This is a genomic window from Mesorhizobium sp. M0292, assembly GCF_040321695.1.
In the GTDB taxonomy this organism is placed as follows: Bacteria; Pseudomonadota; Alphaproteobacteria; order Rhizobiales; family Rhizobiaceae; genus Mesorhizobium.
Genome location: NZ_JAMYSB010000010.1, coordinates 148,442 through 166,935, shown reverse-complemented (window position 1 = coordinate 166,935; position 18,494 = coordinate 148,442). Strand labels below are relative to the sequence as shown.

At 63.2% G+C, this 18,494-nt stretch carries 22 protein-coding genes; 13 read left to right on the top strand and 9 right to left on the bottom strand.

Annotated features, from left to right (window positions below):
- Nucleotides 1-28 precede the first annotated feature (28 nt).
- The 3 genes from NKI96_RS17700 to NKI96_RS17690 form a co-directional block, all read right to left on the bottom strand.
- Nucleotides 29-829 carry an inositol monophosphatase family protein gene (locus tag NKI96_RS17700; protein ID WP_023684166.1) on the bottom strand — a complete coding sequence of 267 codons (801 nt, stop codon included), beginning with the start codon at nucleotides 827-829 and terminating at the stop codon, nucleotides 29-31.
- Between the two features lie 22 nt (nucleotides 830-851).
- Nucleotides 852-1,418, bottom strand: coding sequence for an elongation factor P (gene efp, locus NKI96_RS17695; RefSeq protein WP_023668757.1), 567 nt, complete (start codon nucleotides 1,416-1,418; stop codon nucleotides 852-854).
- 142 nt (nucleotides 1,419-1,560) lie between these two features.
- The gene (locus tag NKI96_RS17690; RefSeq protein ID WP_023694589.1) at nucleotides 1,561-2,424 is read right to left on the bottom strand and encodes a LysR family transcriptional regulator; all 864 of its coding nucleotides are present in this window, start codon (nucleotides 2,422-2,424) and stop codon (nucleotides 1,561-1,563) included.
- A 101-nt stretch (nucleotides 2,425-2,525) separates the two neighbouring features.
- Between NKI96_RS17690 and NKI96_RS17685 the strand changes: the two genes are divergently transcribed.
- Nucleotides 2,526-3,542, top strand: coding sequence for a zinc-dependent alcohol dehydrogenase family protein (locus tag NKI96_RS17685; RefSeq protein ID WP_023711985.1), 1,017 nt, complete (start codon nucleotides 2,526-2,528; stop codon nucleotides 3,540-3,542).
- A gap of 9 nt (nucleotides 3,543-3,551) precedes the next feature.
- Here the strand turns inward: NKI96_RS17685 and NKI96_RS17680 are convergent, their stop codons facing one another.
- The 3 genes from NKI96_RS17680 to NKI96_RS17670 all read right to left on the bottom strand — a co-directional run bounded on the left by NKI96_RS17680 (nucleotide 3,552) and on the right by NKI96_RS17670 (nucleotide 6,370).
- Nucleotides 3,552-4,616 carry a tetratricopeptide repeat protein gene (locus NKI96_RS17680; protein ID WP_196814837.1) on the bottom strand — a complete coding sequence of 355 codons (1,065 nt, stop codon included), beginning with the start codon at nucleotides 4,614-4,616 and terminating at the stop codon, nucleotides 3,552-3,554.
- 46 nt (nucleotides 4,617-4,662) lie between these two features.
- Complete coding sequence (locus tag NKI96_RS17675) at nucleotides 4,663-5,310, bottom strand: thiamine phosphate synthase (RefSeq protein ID WP_023694592.1); 648 nt, start codon at nucleotides 5,308-5,310, stop codon at nucleotides 4,663-4,665.
- Between the two features lie 142 nt (nucleotides 5,311-5,452).
- Entirely contained in the window at nucleotides 5,453-6,370 is a 918-nt protein-coding gene (locus tag NKI96_RS17670; protein ID WP_023684172.1) for a DMT family transporter, read from the bottom strand.
- 129 nt (nucleotides 6,371-6,499) lie between these two features.
- Here NKI96_RS17670 and NKI96_RS17665 point away from each other — a divergent pair, with 129 nt between their 5' ends.
- On the top strand, nucleotides 6,500-6,937 hold the full coding sequence (locus NKI96_RS17665; RefSeq protein ID WP_023704892.1) for an Lrp/AsnC family transcriptional regulator: 438 nt from the start codon (nucleotides 6,500-6,502) through the stop codon (nucleotides 6,935-6,937).
- Here the strand turns inward: NKI96_RS17665 and NKI96_RS17660 are convergent.
- Entirely contained in the window at nucleotides 6,894-7,391 is a 498-nt protein-coding gene (locus tag NKI96_RS17660) for a GNAT family N-acetyltransferase (RefSeq protein ID WP_352805399.1), read from the bottom strand. The two genes, NKI96_RS17665 and NKI96_RS17660, sit on opposite strands and share 44 nt — an antisense overlap.
- 231 nt (nucleotides 7,392-7,622) lie before the next feature.
- Here NKI96_RS17660 and NKI96_RS17655 point away from each other — a divergent pair, with 231 nt between their 5' ends.
- The gene (locus tag NKI96_RS17655) at nucleotides 7,623-8,393 is read left to right on the top strand and encodes a sulfite exporter TauE/SafE family protein (protein WP_023668765.1); all 771 of its coding nucleotides are present in this window, start codon (nucleotides 7,623-7,625) and stop codon (nucleotides 8,391-8,393) included.
- 7 nt (nucleotides 8,394-8,400) lie between these two features.
- Here NKI96_RS17655 and NKI96_RS17650 read toward each other — a convergent pair whose 3' ends face one another.
- On the bottom strand, nucleotides 8,401-8,952 hold the full coding sequence (locus NKI96_RS17650) for a DUF2269 family protein (protein ID WP_023694595.1): 552 nt from the start codon (nucleotides 8,950-8,952) through the stop codon (nucleotides 8,401-8,403).
- A gap of 311 nt (nucleotides 8,953-9,263) precedes the next feature.
- Between NKI96_RS17650 and NKI96_RS17645 the strand changes: the two genes are divergently transcribed.
- The 6 genes from NKI96_RS17645 to NKI96_RS17620 all read left to right on the top strand — a co-directional run bounded on the left by NKI96_RS17645 (nucleotide 9,264) and on the right by NKI96_RS17620 (nucleotide 13,882).
- A complete protein-coding gene (locus tag NKI96_RS17645) occupies nucleotides 9,264-9,644 on the top strand; it encodes a hypothetical protein (RefSeq protein WP_023668767.1) in 381 nt (126 codons plus the stop codon).
- Nucleotides 9,645-10,029: 385 nt separating this feature from the next.
- Nucleotides 10,030-10,560 (top strand): protease adaptor protein RcdA, encoded by a 531-nt coding sequence (rcdA, locus tag NKI96_RS17640; protein WP_023668768.1) that lies wholly within the window; start codon nucleotides 10,030-10,032, stop codon nucleotides 10,558-10,560.
- 66 nt (nucleotides 10,561-10,626) lie between these two features.
- The gene (gene ruvC / locus NKI96_RS17635) at nucleotides 10,627-11,133 is read left to right on the top strand and encodes a crossover junction endodeoxyribonuclease RuvC (protein ID WP_023668769.1); all 507 of its coding nucleotides are present in this window, start codon (nucleotides 10,627-10,629) and stop codon (nucleotides 11,131-11,133) included.
- A gap of 10 nt (nucleotides 11,134-11,143) precedes the next feature.
- Nucleotides 11,144-11,764, top strand: a complete 621-nt coding sequence (ruvA, locus tag NKI96_RS17630; protein WP_023668770.1) for a Holliday junction branch migration protein RuvA — start codon at nucleotides 11,144-11,146, stop codon at nucleotides 11,762-11,764.
- Between the two features lie 43 nt (nucleotides 11,765-11,807).
- Nucleotides 11,808-12,845 (top strand): Holliday junction branch migration DNA helicase RuvB, encoded by a 1,038-nt coding sequence (gene ruvB, locus NKI96_RS17625; RefSeq protein WP_023700287.1) that lies wholly within the window; start codon nucleotides 11,808-11,810, stop codon nucleotides 12,843-12,845.
- Nucleotides 12,846-12,979: 134 nt separating this feature from the next.
- On the top strand, nucleotides 12,980-13,882 hold the full coding sequence (locus NKI96_RS17620) for a metallophosphoesterase (RefSeq protein ID WP_352805396.1): 903 nt from the start codon (nucleotides 12,980-12,982) through the stop codon (nucleotides 13,880-13,882).
- 144 nt (nucleotides 13,883-14,026) lie between these two features.
- Here NKI96_RS17620 and NKI96_RS17615 read toward each other — a convergent pair whose 3' ends face one another.
- Nucleotides 14,027-15,277: a glycoside hydrolase family 5 protein gene (locus NKI96_RS17615; RefSeq protein ID WP_352805393.1), complete on the bottom strand. Its 1,251-nt coding sequence runs from the start codon at nucleotides 15,275-15,277 to the stop codon at nucleotides 14,027-14,029.
- 65 nt (nucleotides 15,278-15,342) lie between these two features.
- Between NKI96_RS17615 and ybgC the strand changes: the two genes are divergently transcribed.
- From ybgC to tolA, 4 genes are all read left to right on the top strand, one after another.
- Nucleotides 15,343-15,813, top strand: coding sequence for a tol-pal system-associated acyl-CoA thioesterase (ybgC, locus tag NKI96_RS17610; protein WP_023673845.1), 471 nt, complete (start codon nucleotides 15,343-15,345; stop codon nucleotides 15,811-15,813).
- A gap of 311 nt (nucleotides 15,814-16,124) precedes the next feature.
- On the top strand, nucleotides 16,125-16,835 hold the full coding sequence (gene tolQ / locus NKI96_RS17605; RefSeq protein WP_023673844.1) for a protein TolQ: 711 nt from the start codon (nucleotides 16,125-16,127) through the stop codon (nucleotides 16,833-16,835).
- A 9-nt stretch (nucleotides 16,836-16,844) separates the two neighbouring features.
- Nucleotides 16,845-17,297: a protein TolR gene (gene tolR, locus NKI96_RS17600; RefSeq protein WP_023673843.1), complete on the top strand. Its 453-nt coding sequence runs from the start codon at nucleotides 16,845-16,847 to the stop codon at nucleotides 17,295-17,297.
- Between the two features lie 7 nt (nucleotides 17,298-17,304).
- Nucleotides 17,305-18,462 carry a cell envelope integrity protein TolA gene (tolA, locus tag NKI96_RS17595; RefSeq protein WP_352805390.1) on the top strand — a complete coding sequence of 386 codons (1,158 nt, stop codon included), beginning with the start codon at nucleotides 17,305-17,307 and terminating at the stop codon, nucleotides 18,460-18,462.
- Nucleotides 18,463-18,494: the final 32 nt, after the last annotated feature.

The window sequence follows — 18,494 nt, the reverse complement described above, 5'->3', positions numbered from 1 at the left end:
CAGCACGCCGCGCCGGCATGCCAAGTGATCAGCGCGCCGAAAGCGGCTTCTTCACCGCCTTGAGCAGCGCGCGCTGGATGACCTCGTTGCCAGCGACGAGCGAACCCGCCTCGAGCATATCCTGGCCGCCATCCATGTCGGAGACGAAGCCACCGGCCTCGCGGATCAGCAGCAGGCCGGCGGCAATGTCCCAGGCCGAAAGGCCGGTTTCCCAAAAGCCGTCCATGCGGCCGGCGGCGACATAAGCGAGATCGAGCGCGGCGGAACCCAGGCGGCGCACGCCCGAGACCTCGGCCATCACATTGCGCAACTCGACGAGGAAATTGCCGTGCTGGCCGCGGCCGAGATGCGGCACGCCGCAGCCGATGACGCAGTCGGTGAGCTTGCTGCGGCCGGCAACGCGCAGCCGGCGATCGTTCATGAAGGCGCCGCCGCCGCGCTCGGCGGTGTAGAGCTCATCCATTGCCGGATTGTAGATGACGGCGGCGACCAACTGGCCCTGTCGCTCCAGCGCGATCGAGATGGAAAAGATCGGAATGCCGTGCAGGAAATTGGTGGTGCCGTCGAGCGGGTCGACGATCCAACGGTGCTGGTCGTCGTCCCCTGCGATCATGCCGCGCTCTTCCATCAGGAAGGCATAGCCCGGCCGTGCCTTCGACAGTTCGGCAAACAGAATGTCCTCGGCCTTGCGGTCGGCTTGGCTGACATAGTCGCCCGGTCCCTTCATCGACACCTGCAGGTTCTGCACCTCGCCGAAGTCGCGCGACAGCGAGCGGCCGGCCTTCATGGCGGCCTGGACCATGACATTGAGAAGTGCGGAGCGTGCCATCGTATCTGTTCCTGCCTACGCGTCAGTCTGCGCGGCGCATGTAGGTGAGTTCGTTGGTGTCGACGACGATGCGTTCGCCGGCGCCGATGAATGGCGGCACCAGCACGCGGATGCCGTTTTCCAGCACCGCCGGCTTGTACGAGGACGCGGCCGTCTGGCCCTTCACCACCGGGTCGGCCTCGGTGATGGTCAGCGTCACCTGGTCGGGCAGCGAAATGCCGATCGGCCTGTCCTCATAGAGCTGGACCGTCACCATCATGCCGTCCTGCAGGAAGGCGGCGCGGTCGCCGACGAAATCCTTCGCCAGCTCGAGCTGCTCGTAGCTCTGCGTGTCCATGAACACCAGTGCGTCGTCCTGGGCGTAGAGGAAGGAAAAATCCTTCAGGTCGAGCCGGATCTGCTCGACGGTCTCGGCCGAGCGGAAGCGCTCGTTGAGCTTGGTGCCGTTGATCAGGTTCTTCAGTTCGACCTGGTTATAGGCACCGCCCTTGCCGGGCTTGACGGTGTTGGTCCTGACCGCCACCCAAAGGCCGCCATCGTGCTCGATGACATAGCCGGGACGGATTTCGTTGCCATTGATCTTGGCCATGATGAGATTGATCCGGGATGCTACCAACGGCTTGGCCGTTGGTATGGGGATGGTCGCTGGACAAGCGATTTCGGGCTCCCAAGACCACAAATCGGCAGGAGAGGCAAGGGGATGCCAGATCGCCCGACAAGGGCTGGTAGCCTCAAACCTGGGCCGCAATGACTCTGCCGACAGCCTCGACGATGGCGTCCGCAGCCTCAGTCAGCCGGTTGAGATGAGGCGAACGAAGTGCGGCGACCTGCAAGGAAAGGTCGACATCTTCCGTGTTGACCAGCATGAGGCCGTCGGGAAGTCCGCGCCTTGCAAGACGCAACGGCACTAGCCCAAGGCCGTGCCCCCGACGGACCCATTCCATCTGCAAGGCCGGATCCTGTATCTCCGCCGCGATCTCGAAATAACGCCTTCCGCCGACCAGAACGGACATGAGTTTCTGGCGCGCGTCGCAAGGGGCCGGACTAAGCACCCACGGCATGGGTGTCCGGCCACCGTCTTCCGGATCGGGGACGGTGGACGCAGCTATGACGCCAAGACGTTCAGTGCCAAGCGCTTCCGGGCCTGGCTTATCCGACGATCGCAGAACAATCGTCACATCGAGCTCGCCGCGTTCGAATTGACCGATTAGTTCGGCGCTCCAGCCCGTCTTGAGCCGTAGCGACACTTTCGGGAACGCCGCCGCGGCGTTGGCGATGGCCCCGGCGATGTCGCGGTCCGAGAGGCCATGGGCGAGACCCAGGCGGAACAGTCCTTCCGGCTCGGTCTTTCCGGCGAAGGATTTCAGCGCTTCTACGGAAGCGATGATATCGCGTCCGCGCGCCAGCACTTCCAGCCCCGTCGGCGTCAGTCGCGGCGGCTTTTGCCGGCGGTCGAGCAGCGTCGTGCCAAGCATGTCCTCCAGCCGCTGGATTTGCCGGGTCACAGCCGGCTGCGTCAGCGGCAGGCGCCGGGCGACCTTCTGGATCGAGCCCTCCTCGGCAAACAGGGCGAGCGTGCGCAATTCCTCAAGCATAGCTAGAACTATGTCTCGTAAGCATAATCATTGTAAACATTATGAATTTGAAATCCATCGCCTGGCAAGCAATTTTCCTTTCAAACGAAAGGACGACGACAATGAAGGCAATCGAACTGCAGAAGCCGGGCGGCATCGACAATCTCAAGATGGTCGAACGACCAATGCCGGAGCCCGGCCGTCAGGAGATGATCGTCCGCGTCAAGGCGACGGCGCTCAACTATCGCGATGTCGAGATCGCGCGCGGCAGCTATCACACGACATTCCCCTTGCCGCTGGTGCCGCTTTCCGACGGCGTCGGCGAGGTCGTCGCGCTTGGCCCCGAGGTCAGCCGCTTCAAGGTTGGCGACCGGGTCTGCGGCACGTTCTGGCAGCGATGGGTCGGCGGCAGCTTCGCCATGGCCGAACCTTCCTACCAGCGCGGCGGCCCGATCGACGGTTTGCTGAGCGAATTCGCCCGGCTGGACGAACAGGCGGCTGTCATCGCGCCGGCGCATCTCAGCGACGTAGAGGCGGCGACATTGCCTTGCGCCGCCGTCACTGCCTGGCATGCGTTGTTCACCGAGGGCAAGCTCAAGCCAGGCGAAACCGTGCTCAGCCTCGGCACCGGCGGCGTGTCGCTGTTTGCCGTGCAGTTCGCAAGGGCGGCCGGAGCGCGCGTCATTGTTACGTCGAGCAGCGATGAGAAGCTTGCCTGGGCGAAGGGGCTTGGCGCGCATGATGGCGTCAACTACCGCGACGATCCGGATTGGTCGTCGGCCGTGCTGGCGCTGACCGATGGCCGCGGCGCCGATCACATCATCGAAGTCGGTGGTCCCCAAAGTTTCGCGCAGTCGCTCAAGGCGTCGGCGCGCGGCGCCCAGATCAACGTCATCGGTTATCTCGGCGGCAGCGAAGGGGTGATCAATCCGCTCGACATCTTCCGCCGCCAGGTGAAAGCACGCGGCATACCGGTCGGCTCGCGCGAGTCCTTCGAAGCGATGAACCGGGCGCTCGCCGTCCATCGGCTGCGGCCGGTGATCGACCGGGTCTTCCCCTGGGCAGAGGCAGCACAGGCCCTTCGCCATCTCGAACACGGCTCTCCCTTCGGCAAGGTCGTGCTGGATCATACACAGTGACGTTGCGTGTCAGGGCAGGCGGTTGGCCTTCTGCAAGGCTTGCTTTGTCTGGTCGTCGGTCAGCCCTTGCAGGAAATCGTCCATCTCCGGATCGATAAGGCCGGCGCGCCGGGCGACCACATACCAGGCCCCGGCCAGGATCAGGTCGGGGTCGGTGCCGATGCCGCCCATATAGAGCTTTGCCAACCGGTTCTGGGCAGCGACATTGCCGCCTTCAGCTGCCTGCTTCATCCAGTTGAAGCCGGATTTCAGGTCGCGAACACCGCCCCGGCCCTCGATCATCCAGGCGGCAAGATCGATCTGCGCGGTGTCGTAGTTCTGCCTGGCAGCCTGTGCCAGCAAGCTGCGCGCCTTTGCATCGTCCCGCGTCTTGCCGCCGACGCCATTGGCATAGACCTGCGCCATCGCATACTGGGCGTCGGCAAGCCCTGTCGCCGCGGCACGCTCATAATAGGGCACAGCCCGGGCGATGCCGGCATCGCCCGGATCCTGCTGCACGAGCAATTGCGCGAAGTTGAACTGCGCCAGCCGGTTGCCGGCCTCGGCGGCGGCCTGCATCAGCGCATAGGCTCCCTTCTCGTCCTTCTTGACGTAGCGGCCGTCGAGCAGCATCAGCGCATACTGGAACTGCGATTCAGGAATCCCCTGCTCGGCGGCCTGCGCATACCATTTGGCGGCCTCAGCCGGGTTGAGCGGCACGCCCAGCCCGCGCGACAGAATCTCGGCCACCAGCGTTTGCGCCGCCGGGTCGCCATTCTGAGCCCGCACCAACGCCAGATTGTAGGCGGTCTTGTAAAGACCGCGCTGGAAAGCGCCATAGGCGGGGTCCGCCGGCTTGGCGCCGAAACGTTCGGGGTTGATCGCGTCGGCCGACGGCAGCGGCGCGGTTGTCGCCGGCTGCGGCAGCGGGGTGTCGATCGGCTTGTCGATATGGACGCCGGAATCCGTGGCACCGGCTTTTGGGGCACCCGCATCGGGGGCGACCGCATCCGGCACGCTGAGGGCGGGCGCGCTGGTGTCCGGCCTCGGCTGCGGCAGCGGAACGGTCTCCGCCGCGATCGCTGCCCCGCTCATCAAGGCCGCAACGAGAACCGCGAGAGGAAGTCCAGGTCGGCCCACGTCAGCCCTCGAAGCGCGGCGCGGTTTGGTCGAGCAGCGCATTGGCGGCAGCAATCGCCGCCTTCGGATCGGCGCCTTCGGCAAAGACGGCGCTGGACAGCGCCACGAACTCGGCGCCAGTGGCGGCCACCGCTTCTACCGAAGCGATGGCGGAACCGGCCATGACGATGCAAGGGATCTCAATCACGTCCGCCCACCATTGCCCGAGCGACAGGTTGCGCGGATGCGGTTCCGGCTTGTTGTCGTAGTCGAAGCGGCCGAAGAAGATGTAGTCGGGCCTGGTTTCGCCGAGTTCCAGCGCGTCGTCGCGCGTCTTGGCGCCACCGGCGCCGACCATCATCTTGCCCTGGAAGTGTTCGATGGTCTCGGCGAGCGCGTCCTTGGAAACCTCGACATGAATGCCGTCGGCCTGGACACGGCCGGCAATGCGGGTATCGCCGGCGATGATGACGGCGATGCCGGCCGCTTGCGCGGCCGGTACGATCTGTTCTGCGAAGGCCTGGAAGGCAGCCTCGTCCATGCCGTTCTCAGGCAGGATCAGGGAAGCGATATCACCGCCGTCGAAGGCAGCCGCAATGCGCTGCGCCGGAGCGTCCTTGGGTGCGATCAGCACGATGCGGCAGCGGTTGGGGGGTGTTGCGTCGTTCATGGCTTTCGATCCCGGGTTTCGCCTATGCCGGGCGAAGATGGTTGCATTGCGGCATAGAACAAAGCGCCCGCCTTGAACAGGCGGGCGGGGATCGATGAGATGGCTTTGGTTTACGATAGCCCGCAAGAAGACGGTCTGCCGCTCATTTGACGGCTTGCGGGCTTTCGACCGTTGGTTTGGCTTTCCACAAAGTCCAGCCGAGGTTCATGCCGGCGGCGGCGACCAGGATCGCGGCGGCGCCGACGAGCTGGGCCGGATGCAGCCGGTGGCCGAAAGCCATGACATCGACCAGGATCGCCACGACAGGATAGATGAAGGACAGCGACCCCTGCAGATGCGTCGGCAGTTTCTGGATGGCGGCGTACATCAATATGTACACCAGGCCGGTGTGAACGACGCCAAGCGTGGCCAGCATGGCCCAGCTCCAGGCATCGGCGGGCAAATGCGAGAGGTTGGCGAAGGGCGCCAGCATGACGACGCCGACGCAGACCTGGATCAGCGCGATCAGATGCGGCGGGGTGCCCTTGAGCTTCTTGGCGACGATTGCCGCGACAGCCCAGAAGAAGGCCGCTCCGAGCGCCATGACGATGCCGATGACATAATCTGTGCCGGTTATGCCGGAACCGACACCCGCATCGGGCCCTGTCTGCACGATCAGCAGCATGCCGGCGAAGGCGATGCCGAGCCAGGTCAGCTTGGCCAGGGTCAGCCGCTCGCCGAAGAACAGCGCGCCGAAGCCGACCAGCATGAAGGGCTGCGTGTTGTAGACCGCCGTGGCAATCGAGATCGAGGCGCGGGAGAAGGCGCTGAACAGCAACAGCCAGTTGATGACAATGGCCGCGCCGCCAAGAGCGGCGATGGCAACAATGCGCAGCGTCAGCCTGCCGCGCAGCAACCCGAGTGCCGCGCAGGTGATCAGCAGCGCCACCGCGCCGAAGGCGCAGCGCCAGAACACCACGTCCATAACGGGCTGGCCCGACATGACGACAAACCAGCCGATCGTGCCGACGATCGTCATCGCCGCCGTCATCTCGATCGTGCCGCGTACCGTGTTGTCCATGACAATACCTCTATGTGTTGAGGCCATAATCTCATGCCGCCTTGAGGGTTTATATGCCCTATGAAAGGTGATAAGGGCACAACGCCTTATTTAATAAGGCGCGCGCTGCCCTTTTGCGAGGAGATGAAAATGCTGGACGAGTTGGACAGAAAGCTTCTCGACATCCTGATCCTGGATTCGCGGACTTCGTTGAAGGATCTGGCGCAGCAGGTCGGGCTGTCGTCGCCGAGCGTCTCGGAACGGCTGCGGCGGCTCGAGGAACGCGGCGTCATCCGCGCCTTCACCATCGAGATCGACCCGGAGGCGCTGGGGTTTCCGCTGCAGGCGATCGTGCGGGTGCGGCCACTGCCGGGCAAGCTGCACATCGTGCAGAAGCTGATCGAGGAGATCCCGGAATTCGGCGAATGCGACAAGGTCACCGGCGACGACTGTTTCGTGGCCCGGCTCTACGTGCGCTCCATCGGCGAGCTCGACAAGCTTCTCGACCGCATCGCCGACAAGGCGGAGACCAGCACCGCCATCATCAAGGCGCAGCCGATCCGGCGCCGTCCGCCGCCACTGAATTAAGCTCCAGCTTGTAGCCGATGTGGCTGGCCTTGAAGCCGAGCCGGTCATAGAAGCGATGCGCGTCCTGGCGGCTCTTGTTGGTGGTCAGCTGGACAATCTTGCAGCCGCGTTCACGGCACTGTTCGACCGCCCATTCCAGCAGACGCTGTCCCAGCCGTTCGCCGCGGCGGTCCGCGGCGACGCGCACAGCCTCGATCTGGCCGCGCAAGGCGCCCTGCAGCGACAGCCCGGCGAGATAGCTGATCTGCAACGTGCCGATGACGCGGCCGCTATCCGTCATCACGGCAAGAAACTGGTTGGGGTCGGCGTCGATGGCGGCAAAGGCGTCGCGATAGGCCTTGGCGAGTGGCTCGGTCGCATCCTCGCGGCTGCGGCCAAGCGGATTGTCGGCGAGCATGGCTACGATGGCAGGCAGGTCGGCCGCTTCGGCGCGGCGGATGTGGGGTTCGCTCATTGTCAAAAACCTGGGGTCAAAAACCTGGGGTCAAAACCTGGGGCCAAAACCTGGGGTCAAAACCTGATGTGCATCGGACGGCGCCCTTATGCATCGGCGGCGATCTTGCCGTAAATCCGGAACCGTCGCTTTACGCACAGTTGATCGACACGGCCGGCATTTTCCCGGTCGCGGCGCAAGGGTTTCTGGGCTATTGCAGGGCAACCGTCTTCCCTCCAGCATTTCCAGTTCATGTCAGGTCTGCTCGCCGATCCGTGGTTTTATGCCGCCGCCATTCCGGCGGTGATACTTGTCGGGCTGTCGAAAGGCGGCTTCGGCGGCGCTGTCGGCTTCGTTGGCGTGCCTTTGATGGCGCTGGCCATGCCGCCGGTGCAGGCGGCGGCCATCCTGCTGCCGATCCTGTGCCTGATGGACATCGTTTCGGTGTGGACGTGGTGGGGCGTCTACGACAGAAAGATGCTGGTCGACATGATGCCGGGCGCGGTGATCGGCATTGGGCTCGGCTGGCTGACGGCAGCGCTCGTAACCGAAGAGATGGTGCGGCTGATCGTCGGCGCTGTCGCGCTGATCTTCGTGCTGCGCTGGCTCTATCTCCAGTTCCGCCACGGTTCCGACCATGCGGCGGCGCCCAACCGCATCGCCGCCGCCTTCTGGGGCACCGTCGCCGGCTTCACCAGCTTCGTCGCCCATGTCGGCGGGCCCCCCTTCCAGGTCTATGCGCTGCCGATCCGGCTCGATCCGAAGGTGCTGTCGGGGACATCGGCGATCTTCTTTGCCGCCACCAACGCGCTGAAGCTGATCCCCTACTTCGCGCTTGGCCAGTTCGACACCGCCAACCTGACGGCGTCGGCCGTGCTGATGCCGCTGGCGCCGCTGGCCACCATCGCCGGCGCCTGGCTGGTGCGGCGCATGCGGCCGGAGATTTTTTATCCCTTCACCTACGCGACCGTGGCCGTGGTCGCGGTCAAGCTGCTTTGGGACGGGATCGCCGGCCTGCTCTAAATCCCGCTCAGGCGGCTGCCGGTTTGGTTCGCGGGGCGCTCGCAAAGGTCAGCGATGCACCACCAACGACCACGACCGCCATGGCGCCGAGAGTGGCGATGTCGTGCGCGGTCGGCTTCAGCACCATGTCGGCGACGACGACGATCATGATGACGAAATCGAACTTGACGATCCGTATCATGCGGCGCCCAAACGCTATGGCAGCCGGGGTCATGCCGTCCGCGGCAAGCATTGTGGCAAGCTTTTCGAACGAAGGCTTCAGCACGAGGATACCGGTCAGAAACGCGGCGGCGTAGCCGCAAAGGCCGATGACGACCCAAAGGTCGGAGAAGCCGGTCCATAGCGAAGTCAGCACCAGACCAGAAGCCAGGGTCGCGATAGACGCCGGCACGAACAGACGCAAGCCGAGTTTGTCCGTCGTTCTCAGCATGACCATCAGCGTCTCGTCGTCGCCGTCGCGATCGGCGAGTATCGAAACCAGCAGCATGGCGAAACCGCCGCCGAGCCAGAGGATCGCTGCCATGACATGCAGGAATTTGAAGAGAGAATACCAGTCCATTGCCGCTCCTTGTGCATCGTTCCGGGGGTAAACGCTGCTATCGCGCGTCTGCTTCCGAAGGAGGGCGGATTATCTCCGTACATGTATCCAGAAGATGCCGCGTGGGTGCCGGCTTGTTGCGGTGGCGCCGTCGCCGGATTTTACCGCCAGCCCGCACAATACCCGGCATTTGCCGGATAGACGCCGTGTCGGCATTGGCTGGTTTCGCGGCATGATCCTGAAACCTGCGGGGACTAAGCCGCTCGCGACCGACGCTCCATTTTGGCCGCGCGCGGTCGGACCAAGTCTGCAACAACCAACGAGGGTATCCCATGCAAGGCGTAGCACGAAATTTCTTCACCCTGGCCGTCATCTATTCCCTGTGCGGCATGGCGCTCGGCCTGCATATGGCGATCTCCAATGACCATGGGCAGATGCCGACCCACGCGCACACCATGGTGGCGGGCTGGCTGATGTCGGCGGTGTTTGCCTTCTTCTACCACCTGTTTCCAGCGGTCGGGCAAAAGACGATTGCCGTCGTGCATTTCTGGCTGACGGCAATCTGCGGCATCGCACTGATGATTGGGCTTTACTTTGAACTTGCCGGCCATCCGGAGATCGAGCCGGTGCTGGCTTCCTCCTCGATGGGGTTTTATGCGGCAATGCTGCTGTTCGCCTTCATTTCCTTGCCGGCTGTGTGGAAGAAGGCATGAACAAGCCGACGATCAGGCTTAGGGCACCGTTGTGCTGATACGGCACAGAAGGGCAGCGGTCGATCAAGAAATATCCGCGCCGTTAAGGGTTCATTAAGCTTTACAGGCGTTTACTATGTCCATCCAGTGATCTGGATTCTTACCGAGTGGTTGGAGCCACTTCGTTTGACGCCTCCCTGTTAAACTCCTGAGAGCCGCCTTATCCGCGGCTCTTTTTTTGTCTGCTTTTGGTCCGCTTGGCGCCCCTGCGCAGGCGTTAACCGTTTGTTAAACATGTGCTTGCCTTCGCCGGCGGCGAAGCGCATTTTCAAGCTTCAGTCATCTAGGGTGCCGGCGTGACGGCGAGAAGCCGAATCAGCCGACGGGGCAGTGCAGGGGCGTATCGATGAACGAGCCTTCGAAGGGCATCGCGAAAACCATCAAGCTGGCGGAACGCCGGGTTTTCTCCCAATCCTTCAAACCGCTCTACCAGGAAGGCATGGGCCTGGTCGAACAGGCAGCCGAGTATCTTGACGGCAAGGGCCGGGCCGAGGCCAAGAAGCTGTCCAGGCTGGCGGCGACGCTCTATGCGGCCGAATCGATGCGGCTGACCACAAGGTTGATGCAAGTCGCCTCCTGGCTGCTTTTGCAGCGGGCGGCAAATTCCGGCGAGATGACCCGCGACCAGGTCGCTTCGGAAAAATCCAAGGTGCGTCTCGACACCGCCTCGGCGCATGACGAAGCGGTCGGCTGGGGCGAACTGCCGAAGGATTTCCTCGACCTCGTCACCCGCTCGCTGCGCCTGCAGGCGCTGGTGCGCCGCATGGACGAAGAGATCTATGGCGGCGCGTTTGCCGAGACGCCTGCCGCCGCCCGCCGCGCCAATCCGGTTTCCGACCAGATCACGCTGCTGAACACGGCTTTCGCTCGAGGTTAAACGCCTCCGTTTCCGGTTTGTTCACATTTCGCTGACATCGCTGTGCGCCGGAGGTAGACTTCGCGCATGAGGGAAGCGATTCGCATTATCGGTATCGATCCGGGGCTGAGGCGCACCGGCTGGGGCATCGTCGAGAGCCTCGGCAACTCGCTGCGCTTTATCAGCTCCGGCACTGTACGCTCCGACGACAAGGCGGCGCTGGCGACACGGCTCTGCCAATTGCATGACGGGCTGGCCGAGATCCTGCATGCGGCCATGCCCCAGGAAGCGGCCGTCGAGCAAACCTTCGTCAACAAGGATGCGGTGGCGACACTGAAGCTCGGCCAGGCGCGCGGCATAGCCATGCTGGTGCCGGCGCGCGCCGGCCTTGTTGTGGCCGAATATGCCCCCAATGCCGTCAAAAAGGCGGTGATCGGCGTTGGCCATGGCGACAAGAAGCAGATCCACATGATGGTAAAGGTGCTGTTGCCGAAAGCCGTTTTCGACACCGAACATGCCGCAGACGCGTTGGCTATCGCCATCTGCCACGCGCATCACCGGCAAAGCGTCGCCTACAGGATGGCGCTGGCATGAGGGATCACGCATGATCGGCAAATTGAAAGGCACGCTGGACGAGATCGAGGAGGATTTCTGCCTCGTCGATGTGCACGGCGTCGGCTATGTCGCCTATTGCTCGGCGCGCACGCTGGCCGCGCTGCCTTCGCCCGGCGAGGCGGTGGTGCTGTTCATCGAGACCTATGTGCGCGAGGACATGATCCGGCTCTACGGTTTCCAGTCGGTGCTTGAGCGCGAATGGTTCCGGCTGTTGATGAGCAATGTGCAAGGCGTCGGCGCCAAGGTGGCGCTGGCCATCCTGTCGACGCTGGCGCCGGCAGACCTCGCCAATGCGATCGCGCTGCGCGACATCGCCATGGTCAGCCGCGCGCCCGGCGTCGGCAAGAAGGTGGCCGAGCGCATCGTCACCGAGTTGAAGAACAAGGCGCCGGCCTATGCCGGAACCGCCTCCGGCACCATCGGCCTTAAGCAGGAGCTCGGCGAAGGCGTGGCGCCGGCGCCGATTACCGACGCCGTCTCGGCGCTGGTCAATCTCGGCTATTCGCGCGACACAGCAGCCAATGCTGTCGCGGCGGCGCTGAAGACGGCCGGCGAGGACGCCGATGCCTCGAAGCTCATTCGTTTCGGGCTGAAGGAACTGGCGCGGTGAGTGATTGCTTGTCCGGTCCTTTGCCCTGTGCGAGGAAGGCCGCATGAGCCTTTCACCCCGCCTCATTGCCCCGGAAAAGCGCGGCGAGGATGCTGAGCAGACCTTGCGGCCGCAGACGCTCGCCGATTTCGTCGGCCAGGCCGCAGTGCGGGCCAATCTCAAAGTCTTCATCGAGGCCGCCAAGGGCCGCAGCGAGGCGCTTGACCATGTGCTGTTCGTCGGGCCGCCGGGGCTTGGCAAGACAACGCTGGCGCAGATCATGGCGCGCGAGCTCGGCGTCAATTTCCGCTCGACCTCCGGTCCGGTGATCGCCAAGGCCGGCGATCTCGCCGCACTTCTCACCAATCTCGAAGACCGCGATGTGCTGTTCATCGATGAGATCCACCGGCTCAATCCGGCAGTCGAGGAGATCCTTTACCCGGCGATGGAGGATTTCCAGCTCGACCTGATCATCGGCGAAGGTCCGGCGGCACGCTCGGTCAAGATCGATCTTGCCCGCTTCACGCTCGTCGCCGCCACCACCAGGCTCGGCCTTTTGACCAACCCGCTGCGCGACCGTTTCGGCATTCCGGTGCGGCTCAATTTCTATTCTGTCGAGGAACTGGAGCAGATCGTGCGGCGCGGCGCCCGCATCCTGCAAATGCCGCTTGGCGACGATGGCGCGCTGGAGATCGCACGTCGCGCCCGCGGCACGCCGCGCATCGCCGGCCGGCTGCTGCGCCGCGTGCGCGATTTCGCCTCCGTCGCCGGCGACGGCCACGTCGACAAGCAGATTGCCGACGAAGCTCTCACCCGGCTCGAGGTCGACGCGCTCGGCCTCGACGCGCTCGACCGCCGCTATCTCTCGATGATCGCGCGCAATTTCGGTGGTGGGCCGGTCGGCATCGAAACCATCGCCGCCGGCCTCTCCGAGCCGCGCGACGCCATCGAGGACATTATCGAGCCCTATCTGATCCAGCAGGGTTTCATCCAACGCACGCCACGCGGCCGCGTGCTGACCGCCAACGCCTGGCGCCATCTCGGCCTCGACGCGCCAAAGGATCTGGCACAGCAGCAGATCAACCTGTTCCAGGAAGAGTAACGGACATTTGTTCTTCGGAACGGATTTCTGTGCAGAATCTCCTCAAACCTGCCAGCGTGAAGGCGCATTCCTCGATTGTATCGGGCGTCGCAATGTCGGCGCGAACTGCTCCGATCAAGGTCGGAGCCAGAAAAGTGATCACCAGACGCGGGTTCCTGAAATTCGCCGGAGGTTCGTTCCTCTCGCTGGCTTCGCTCAGTGCCTATGCGGTCGGCATCGAGCCGATGCTGTTGACGCATGTGAAGCGCTACCGGCTGACGCCGCCGCATTGGCCTGCAGATCTCAAGCTGCGCGTCGTAGCACTTGCCGATATTCACGCCTGCCGTCCCTGGATGACGCCTGAGCGGATCGCTTCGCTCGTCGAGGATGCAAACGCGCTGCAGCCCGACCTGATCGTACTGCTCGGCGACTACATCTCAGGCATGTCCCTGCTGATGCACCGGATGGAAGCCCATGAATGGGCGACGGCCTTGTCCGGACTGAAGGCGCCACTCGGCGTCCTGTCGATCCTCGGCAATCACGACTGGTGGCACGATCCTTTCGCACAGCAGGCCGGAGCGGGGCCGACTGTGGCGCGCAAGGCATTGGAGGAAGCCGGCATCTCGGTTCTGGAGAACGACGCTGTGCGTCTGGAAAAGAATGGATACGGCTTCTGGATCGCCGGACTCGCCGACCAGCTGGCACTGTTACCGAACAAGGCCGCAGGCCGCGACAGATTTGAAGGCCTGGACGATCTCGACGGCACGCTGGCCAAGATCACCGACCAGGCACCGATCATCCTGCTTGCGCATGAGCCTGACATTTTCCCGAAAGTGCCGTGGCGGGTTTCGCTGACGCTGTCGGGCCACACACATGGCGGGCAGGTCAGGCTGTTCGGCTATTCACCGGTGGTGCCGTCCCGCTTCGGCAACCGCTTTGCCTATGGCCATGTCGTCGAGAATGACCGCAATTTGATCGTGTCAGGCGGGCTCGGCTTCAGCATCGCGCCGGTGCGCTTTGGTATGCGGCCGGAGATCCTACAGATCGACCTCGGTTAGAGCATGCCGGTATTCAGGTGATGCCGGCCTGCAAATGAGGTGTTCCTGCGCTTCCGGTAGTCACGGACCAAAGTCCGCTCCGTTCCGGTTCTCGGACCCCTCATTTCCGACTCGGCCTGATCTGGATCTCGACATGCCCTAGGGCTAATGGAGCGAGCGGATTGCATCCATCACGGCGGGTTCGGCCTTTTCGCCGTTGAAGGCATCGACGATGCCGAAGGCGCCGCCAAAACTCCACACCGACCATGAGAAGCCATGCGCCTCGGCGCGCGCGATCATGTCCTTGACATAGGCGGCGCGGTATTTGGGCGGCATCACATAGGGGTTGCCATACTCCTGGCGGATCATGCCGAACTCGCCCAGCGTGATGTTTTCCGGCTTGATGGCGTTGGCCTTCGCCCAGGCCTCGACCTTTTCGAACGGCGCATCCATGACGCCGAGCAGCTTTTCGTCCGTGTCCATGCTGGCGGCTTGTTCATCGAGATAGGCGAGCAGGCCGTTCCGTTTGGTCCATGGCGCCTCGGCTTTTATCTTGGCGCGGATCGCATCCAGCGTCGCATCGAGCTCGGCGCGCGGCACCGCGGTCAGCGGATAGGGCAGCCCGGTAACATAAAGAATGAAATCGCCGGCCCAGGTCGCGCCCTGATGCGTCAGCAGGAACGGGTCGTAGGAGTGGAAGGTCCAGATGAGGTTGTCGTCGGGGATCGACTTTGGGTCGATCCTGACCAGCGAAGCCGCATTCGAATAACAGGCGCCGGTCAGGATCAGCGTCAGCCTGGTGGCCGAGGCGCGCGCGGCCGCGAACAGCTTTTGCTGACGCTCCGGCCACAGGCTGGTGCCATCGCTGTCGCAGTCGACGATAGGCTCGTTCATCGGCTCGAAAGCGACCTGCGCCGGGTCCTCAGTGGCAAGCGTGCGCGCCATTTTGCGGACGACCTCGACATAGGCGTCGAAGGTTGCGGGATCGTCCATCACCTGGCCCATGCCGATCTCGCGGCCGCCGCCGGCCGGGATCAGGTGCATGTCGACGATCACTTTCAGACCGGCCCGGTTGATCATGCGCGCCGAGTCCCGCACGCTGGCATAAAGGTCGTCACGCAGCGCCAGTGTCTGATCCGACATAAACGGCGAGGGATCGACCGGCATGCGCAGAAAGTCGAAACCGGCGGCCTTCAGCGCCTTGAGGTCATCCTCGTTCAGGAACTTGCGCCATTCCGGATAGGGCAGGATGGCTTGTCGGTCGTTCCATTTGTCTTCCCCGACCCAGGTCGTCCACTGGTCGAGGTTGAGGCCGCGCTTCATCGAAAAGCTAGCGGCCTGACCGGGAAGCGCAGACGCCGCCAGCACCAGCAGCGCTGCCATCACGGTCTTGATCATCGCCGTCAACAGTGCCATCCGGTTTGCTGCGCTGGTGATTTTGGCAAGACAGGTGCCCCGCCGGGGGCAAAAAGGAAAGCGCGATGGACGATCATGGTGAATCGGCGGCGCTTGCCGGCGGGCTTTCCGGAGCCTTGACGGAATTCGGCCATCGGCTGATGGCGCGAGTCTATTATGCCGACACCGATTTTTCCGGCGTCGTCTACCACGCGCGCTATCTCGAATTCTTCGAGCGCGGCCGCTCGGACTATCTCAGGCTGGCGGGCGTCCACCACACAGAACTTCACGAAGGCAAGCACGGCGAACGGATCGTCTGGGTGGTGCGGCGGATGGAGATAGATTTCCGCTCGCCTGCCCGCATGGACGATATCCTGACCATCGACACATCAACGCAGGATATTTCCGGCGCCCGCATCGTCATGGCGCAGCAATTGAAACGCGGGACAGAGGTTCTGGTCGAAGCAAAGGTCGAGGCGGCGATCATCGGCGAGAACGGCCGGCCGAAGCGCTTTCCGAAAGAATGGATCGCGGCCTTTCTACCAGGAGCAAGCTGATATCCAGGCCTGCCGGCCGGCAACGAGCGGCCAATCGGCAGCGCATTCGATTGTGGATGGATGGCCCGCGTCGTGCCTTGGCGCGGCAATGCGCCGCGCCATATTTCCTAACCCATCCTTAACCATAACGGTTCATGAAGAGATCGGTGAAGATTGGAAGAATCCGCGCGCCTTCCTTTCACCAATATTTGCCCTGAAAAGGCCGCCAACGGTGCATTTTGGGGTTAATCCGGAAGCCAAGCGCGAACGGACCACAAGGATGCCCATGGGCCAGCCGCCAGCGATGCCCGGAAAATCTTAAGGACTGAAGCATGGAAACTACCGCACTCGCCGATCCGGCAGCGCAATTGTCGATTTGGGCGCTGTTCACACAGGCCAGCTGGGTGGTCAAGCTGGTCATGATCGGTCTGCTCTGCGCCTCGGTCTGGACCTGGGCGATCATCGTCGACAAGCTGGTCAGCTATGCCCGCATGCGTCTGTCGCTCAATCGCTTCGAACAGGTGTTCTGGTCGGGGCAGTCGCTGGAAGAGCTCTATCGCACGCTTGCCGACCGCAAGACCACGGGCATGGGTGCGATCTTCGTCGCCGCCATGCGCGAATGGAAGAAGAGCTTCGAGAAGGGGGCCAAATCGCCGCTCGGCCTGCAGACCCGCATCGACAAGGCGATGGACCTGGCGTTGACGCGCGAGATGGAGAAGCTGGAGGGCCGTCTCGGCTTTCTCGCCACCACTGGTTCGGCCGCACCCTTCATCGGCCTGTTCGGAACCGTCATCGGCATCATGACCTCGTTCCAGGCGATTGCCGGTTCGAAGAACACCAGTCTCGCGGTTGTCGCACCCGGCATTGCCGAAGCGCTGCTGGCAACGGCCATCGGTCTGCTCGCCGCCATTCCAGCGGTTATCGCCTACAACAAGCTGTCATCCGACGCGAACAAGATCGCGGTGCGGATGGAAGGGTTCTCGGACGAGTTCTCCGCCATACTCTCGCGCCAAATCGATGAAAAAGTAGCGCCTAAGGGCTGAGGTAAGAAGATGGGTATGTCGGTTGGCATGGCAGGACGCGGCGGGCGCGGACACAGGCGGCGCGGCCGCCACCATGCATTGATGTCGGAAATCAACGTCACGCCGATGGTCGACGTGATGCTGGTGCTCTTGATTATCTTCATGGTCGCCGCACCTATGTTGACGGTCGGAGTGCCGGTCGACCTGCCGGAGACGAAGGCCAAGGCTATGAACGCCGACACCCAGCCGATCACCGTTTCGATCGACGCGGCCGGCAAGATTTTCCTGCAGGAGACCGAAATCCCAAGGGAAGAGCTGGTCGCCAAACTGCAGGCGATTTCCAAGACCGGCTACGAAGAGCGCATCTTCATCCGCGGCGACAAGGCGACCAATTATGGTGCCGCGATGGAGGTCATGGCCCTCATCCAGGCCGCCGGCTACAAGAATATCGGCCTGATTTCACTGCAGCAACAGGATCAGTAGACGCACGATGAAGACCGGCCTCACCACATCGGTGATACTGCATACGGTGGCACTGGCTTTCGGCCTGTTCACCCTGTCGGCGCCGGCCGCGCTGCCGTCCACGGATGTCGAGTCGATAGCGGTCGACATCGTTCCCATGGAAGCCATTGCGCAGACGCTGCAGGGCGACAAGAAGGCGGTGATGCATGAAAAGCCGGCGCCGATGCCGACCAAGCGTCCCGACATCGTGCCAGATGCACAGAAAATCGGCGAGAACAGCGTTGATACCGACAAGCCGGTGACGGACGATCCCAAGCCGAAACCGGTGGAGAAAACAGCGACGGCTGCTCCGGCGCCGACGCCGACCGAAAAGCCGAAGACCGAGGACACGCCGAAGCCAAAGGAAGCGCCGAAGCCGACACCTGCGACGGAGGTGGCGCCGGAGCCGCAGCCGAAGGAAGAGGTCAAGCCCGAGCCGGTGAAGCAGGTTGAACCGAAGCCGACCCCGGTGAAGGAGCCTGCACCAACACCGCAGCCGGACACGACCGCCGCCATAGAGCCGAAGCCACGCGTGAAGCCCGACGCGGTCGCCGAAGCCATATCGGATCAGCAGCCTCTGGAAGAAGCGCAGCTTCCGACTTCCGCTCCTGCTCCCGAAGCACGGCCGAAGCCGCAGCCGGCGCAGGCCGAAAGCGCCAAGGCACCGGACCGCAAGGACGCTGACAAGCCAGTCAAGGAAGCCTCGTCGAAGCCGAAGTCGGATGACAAGCAGTTCAATGAGGCTGACATCAAGGCTTTGCTCGACAAGCAGAAGCCATCCGGCGGCGGCGCCAAGCGCTCGACCCAGCAAGCATCGCTAGGCGGCGACAAGGATCAAGGCCAGAAGCTGTCGAAGTCCGAGCAAGGGGCATTGGAAGAACAACTCGGTGGCTGCTGGACCCTCCCGGTTGGGCTTGAGGGTTCTGAGGATTTCACCGTGGTGATCCGTTTCAGCCTGGATGCCTCCGGCAAGCTGGAGGGCCGTCCGACCGTCGAGAAGTCCAGCGGCAACCCCCAGTTCGACAGCAGCGCGGTTCGCGCTGTGCAGAAATGCGATGTCGCCGGCCTGCAGGTGCCCGTCGGAAAGCATGACATTTGGTCCGACGTTCGCGTCAACTTCGATCCCAGAGCGATGCTTGGCCTGTAGCCTGAGCACCCAGAAATCAGCAAGAGAAGCGA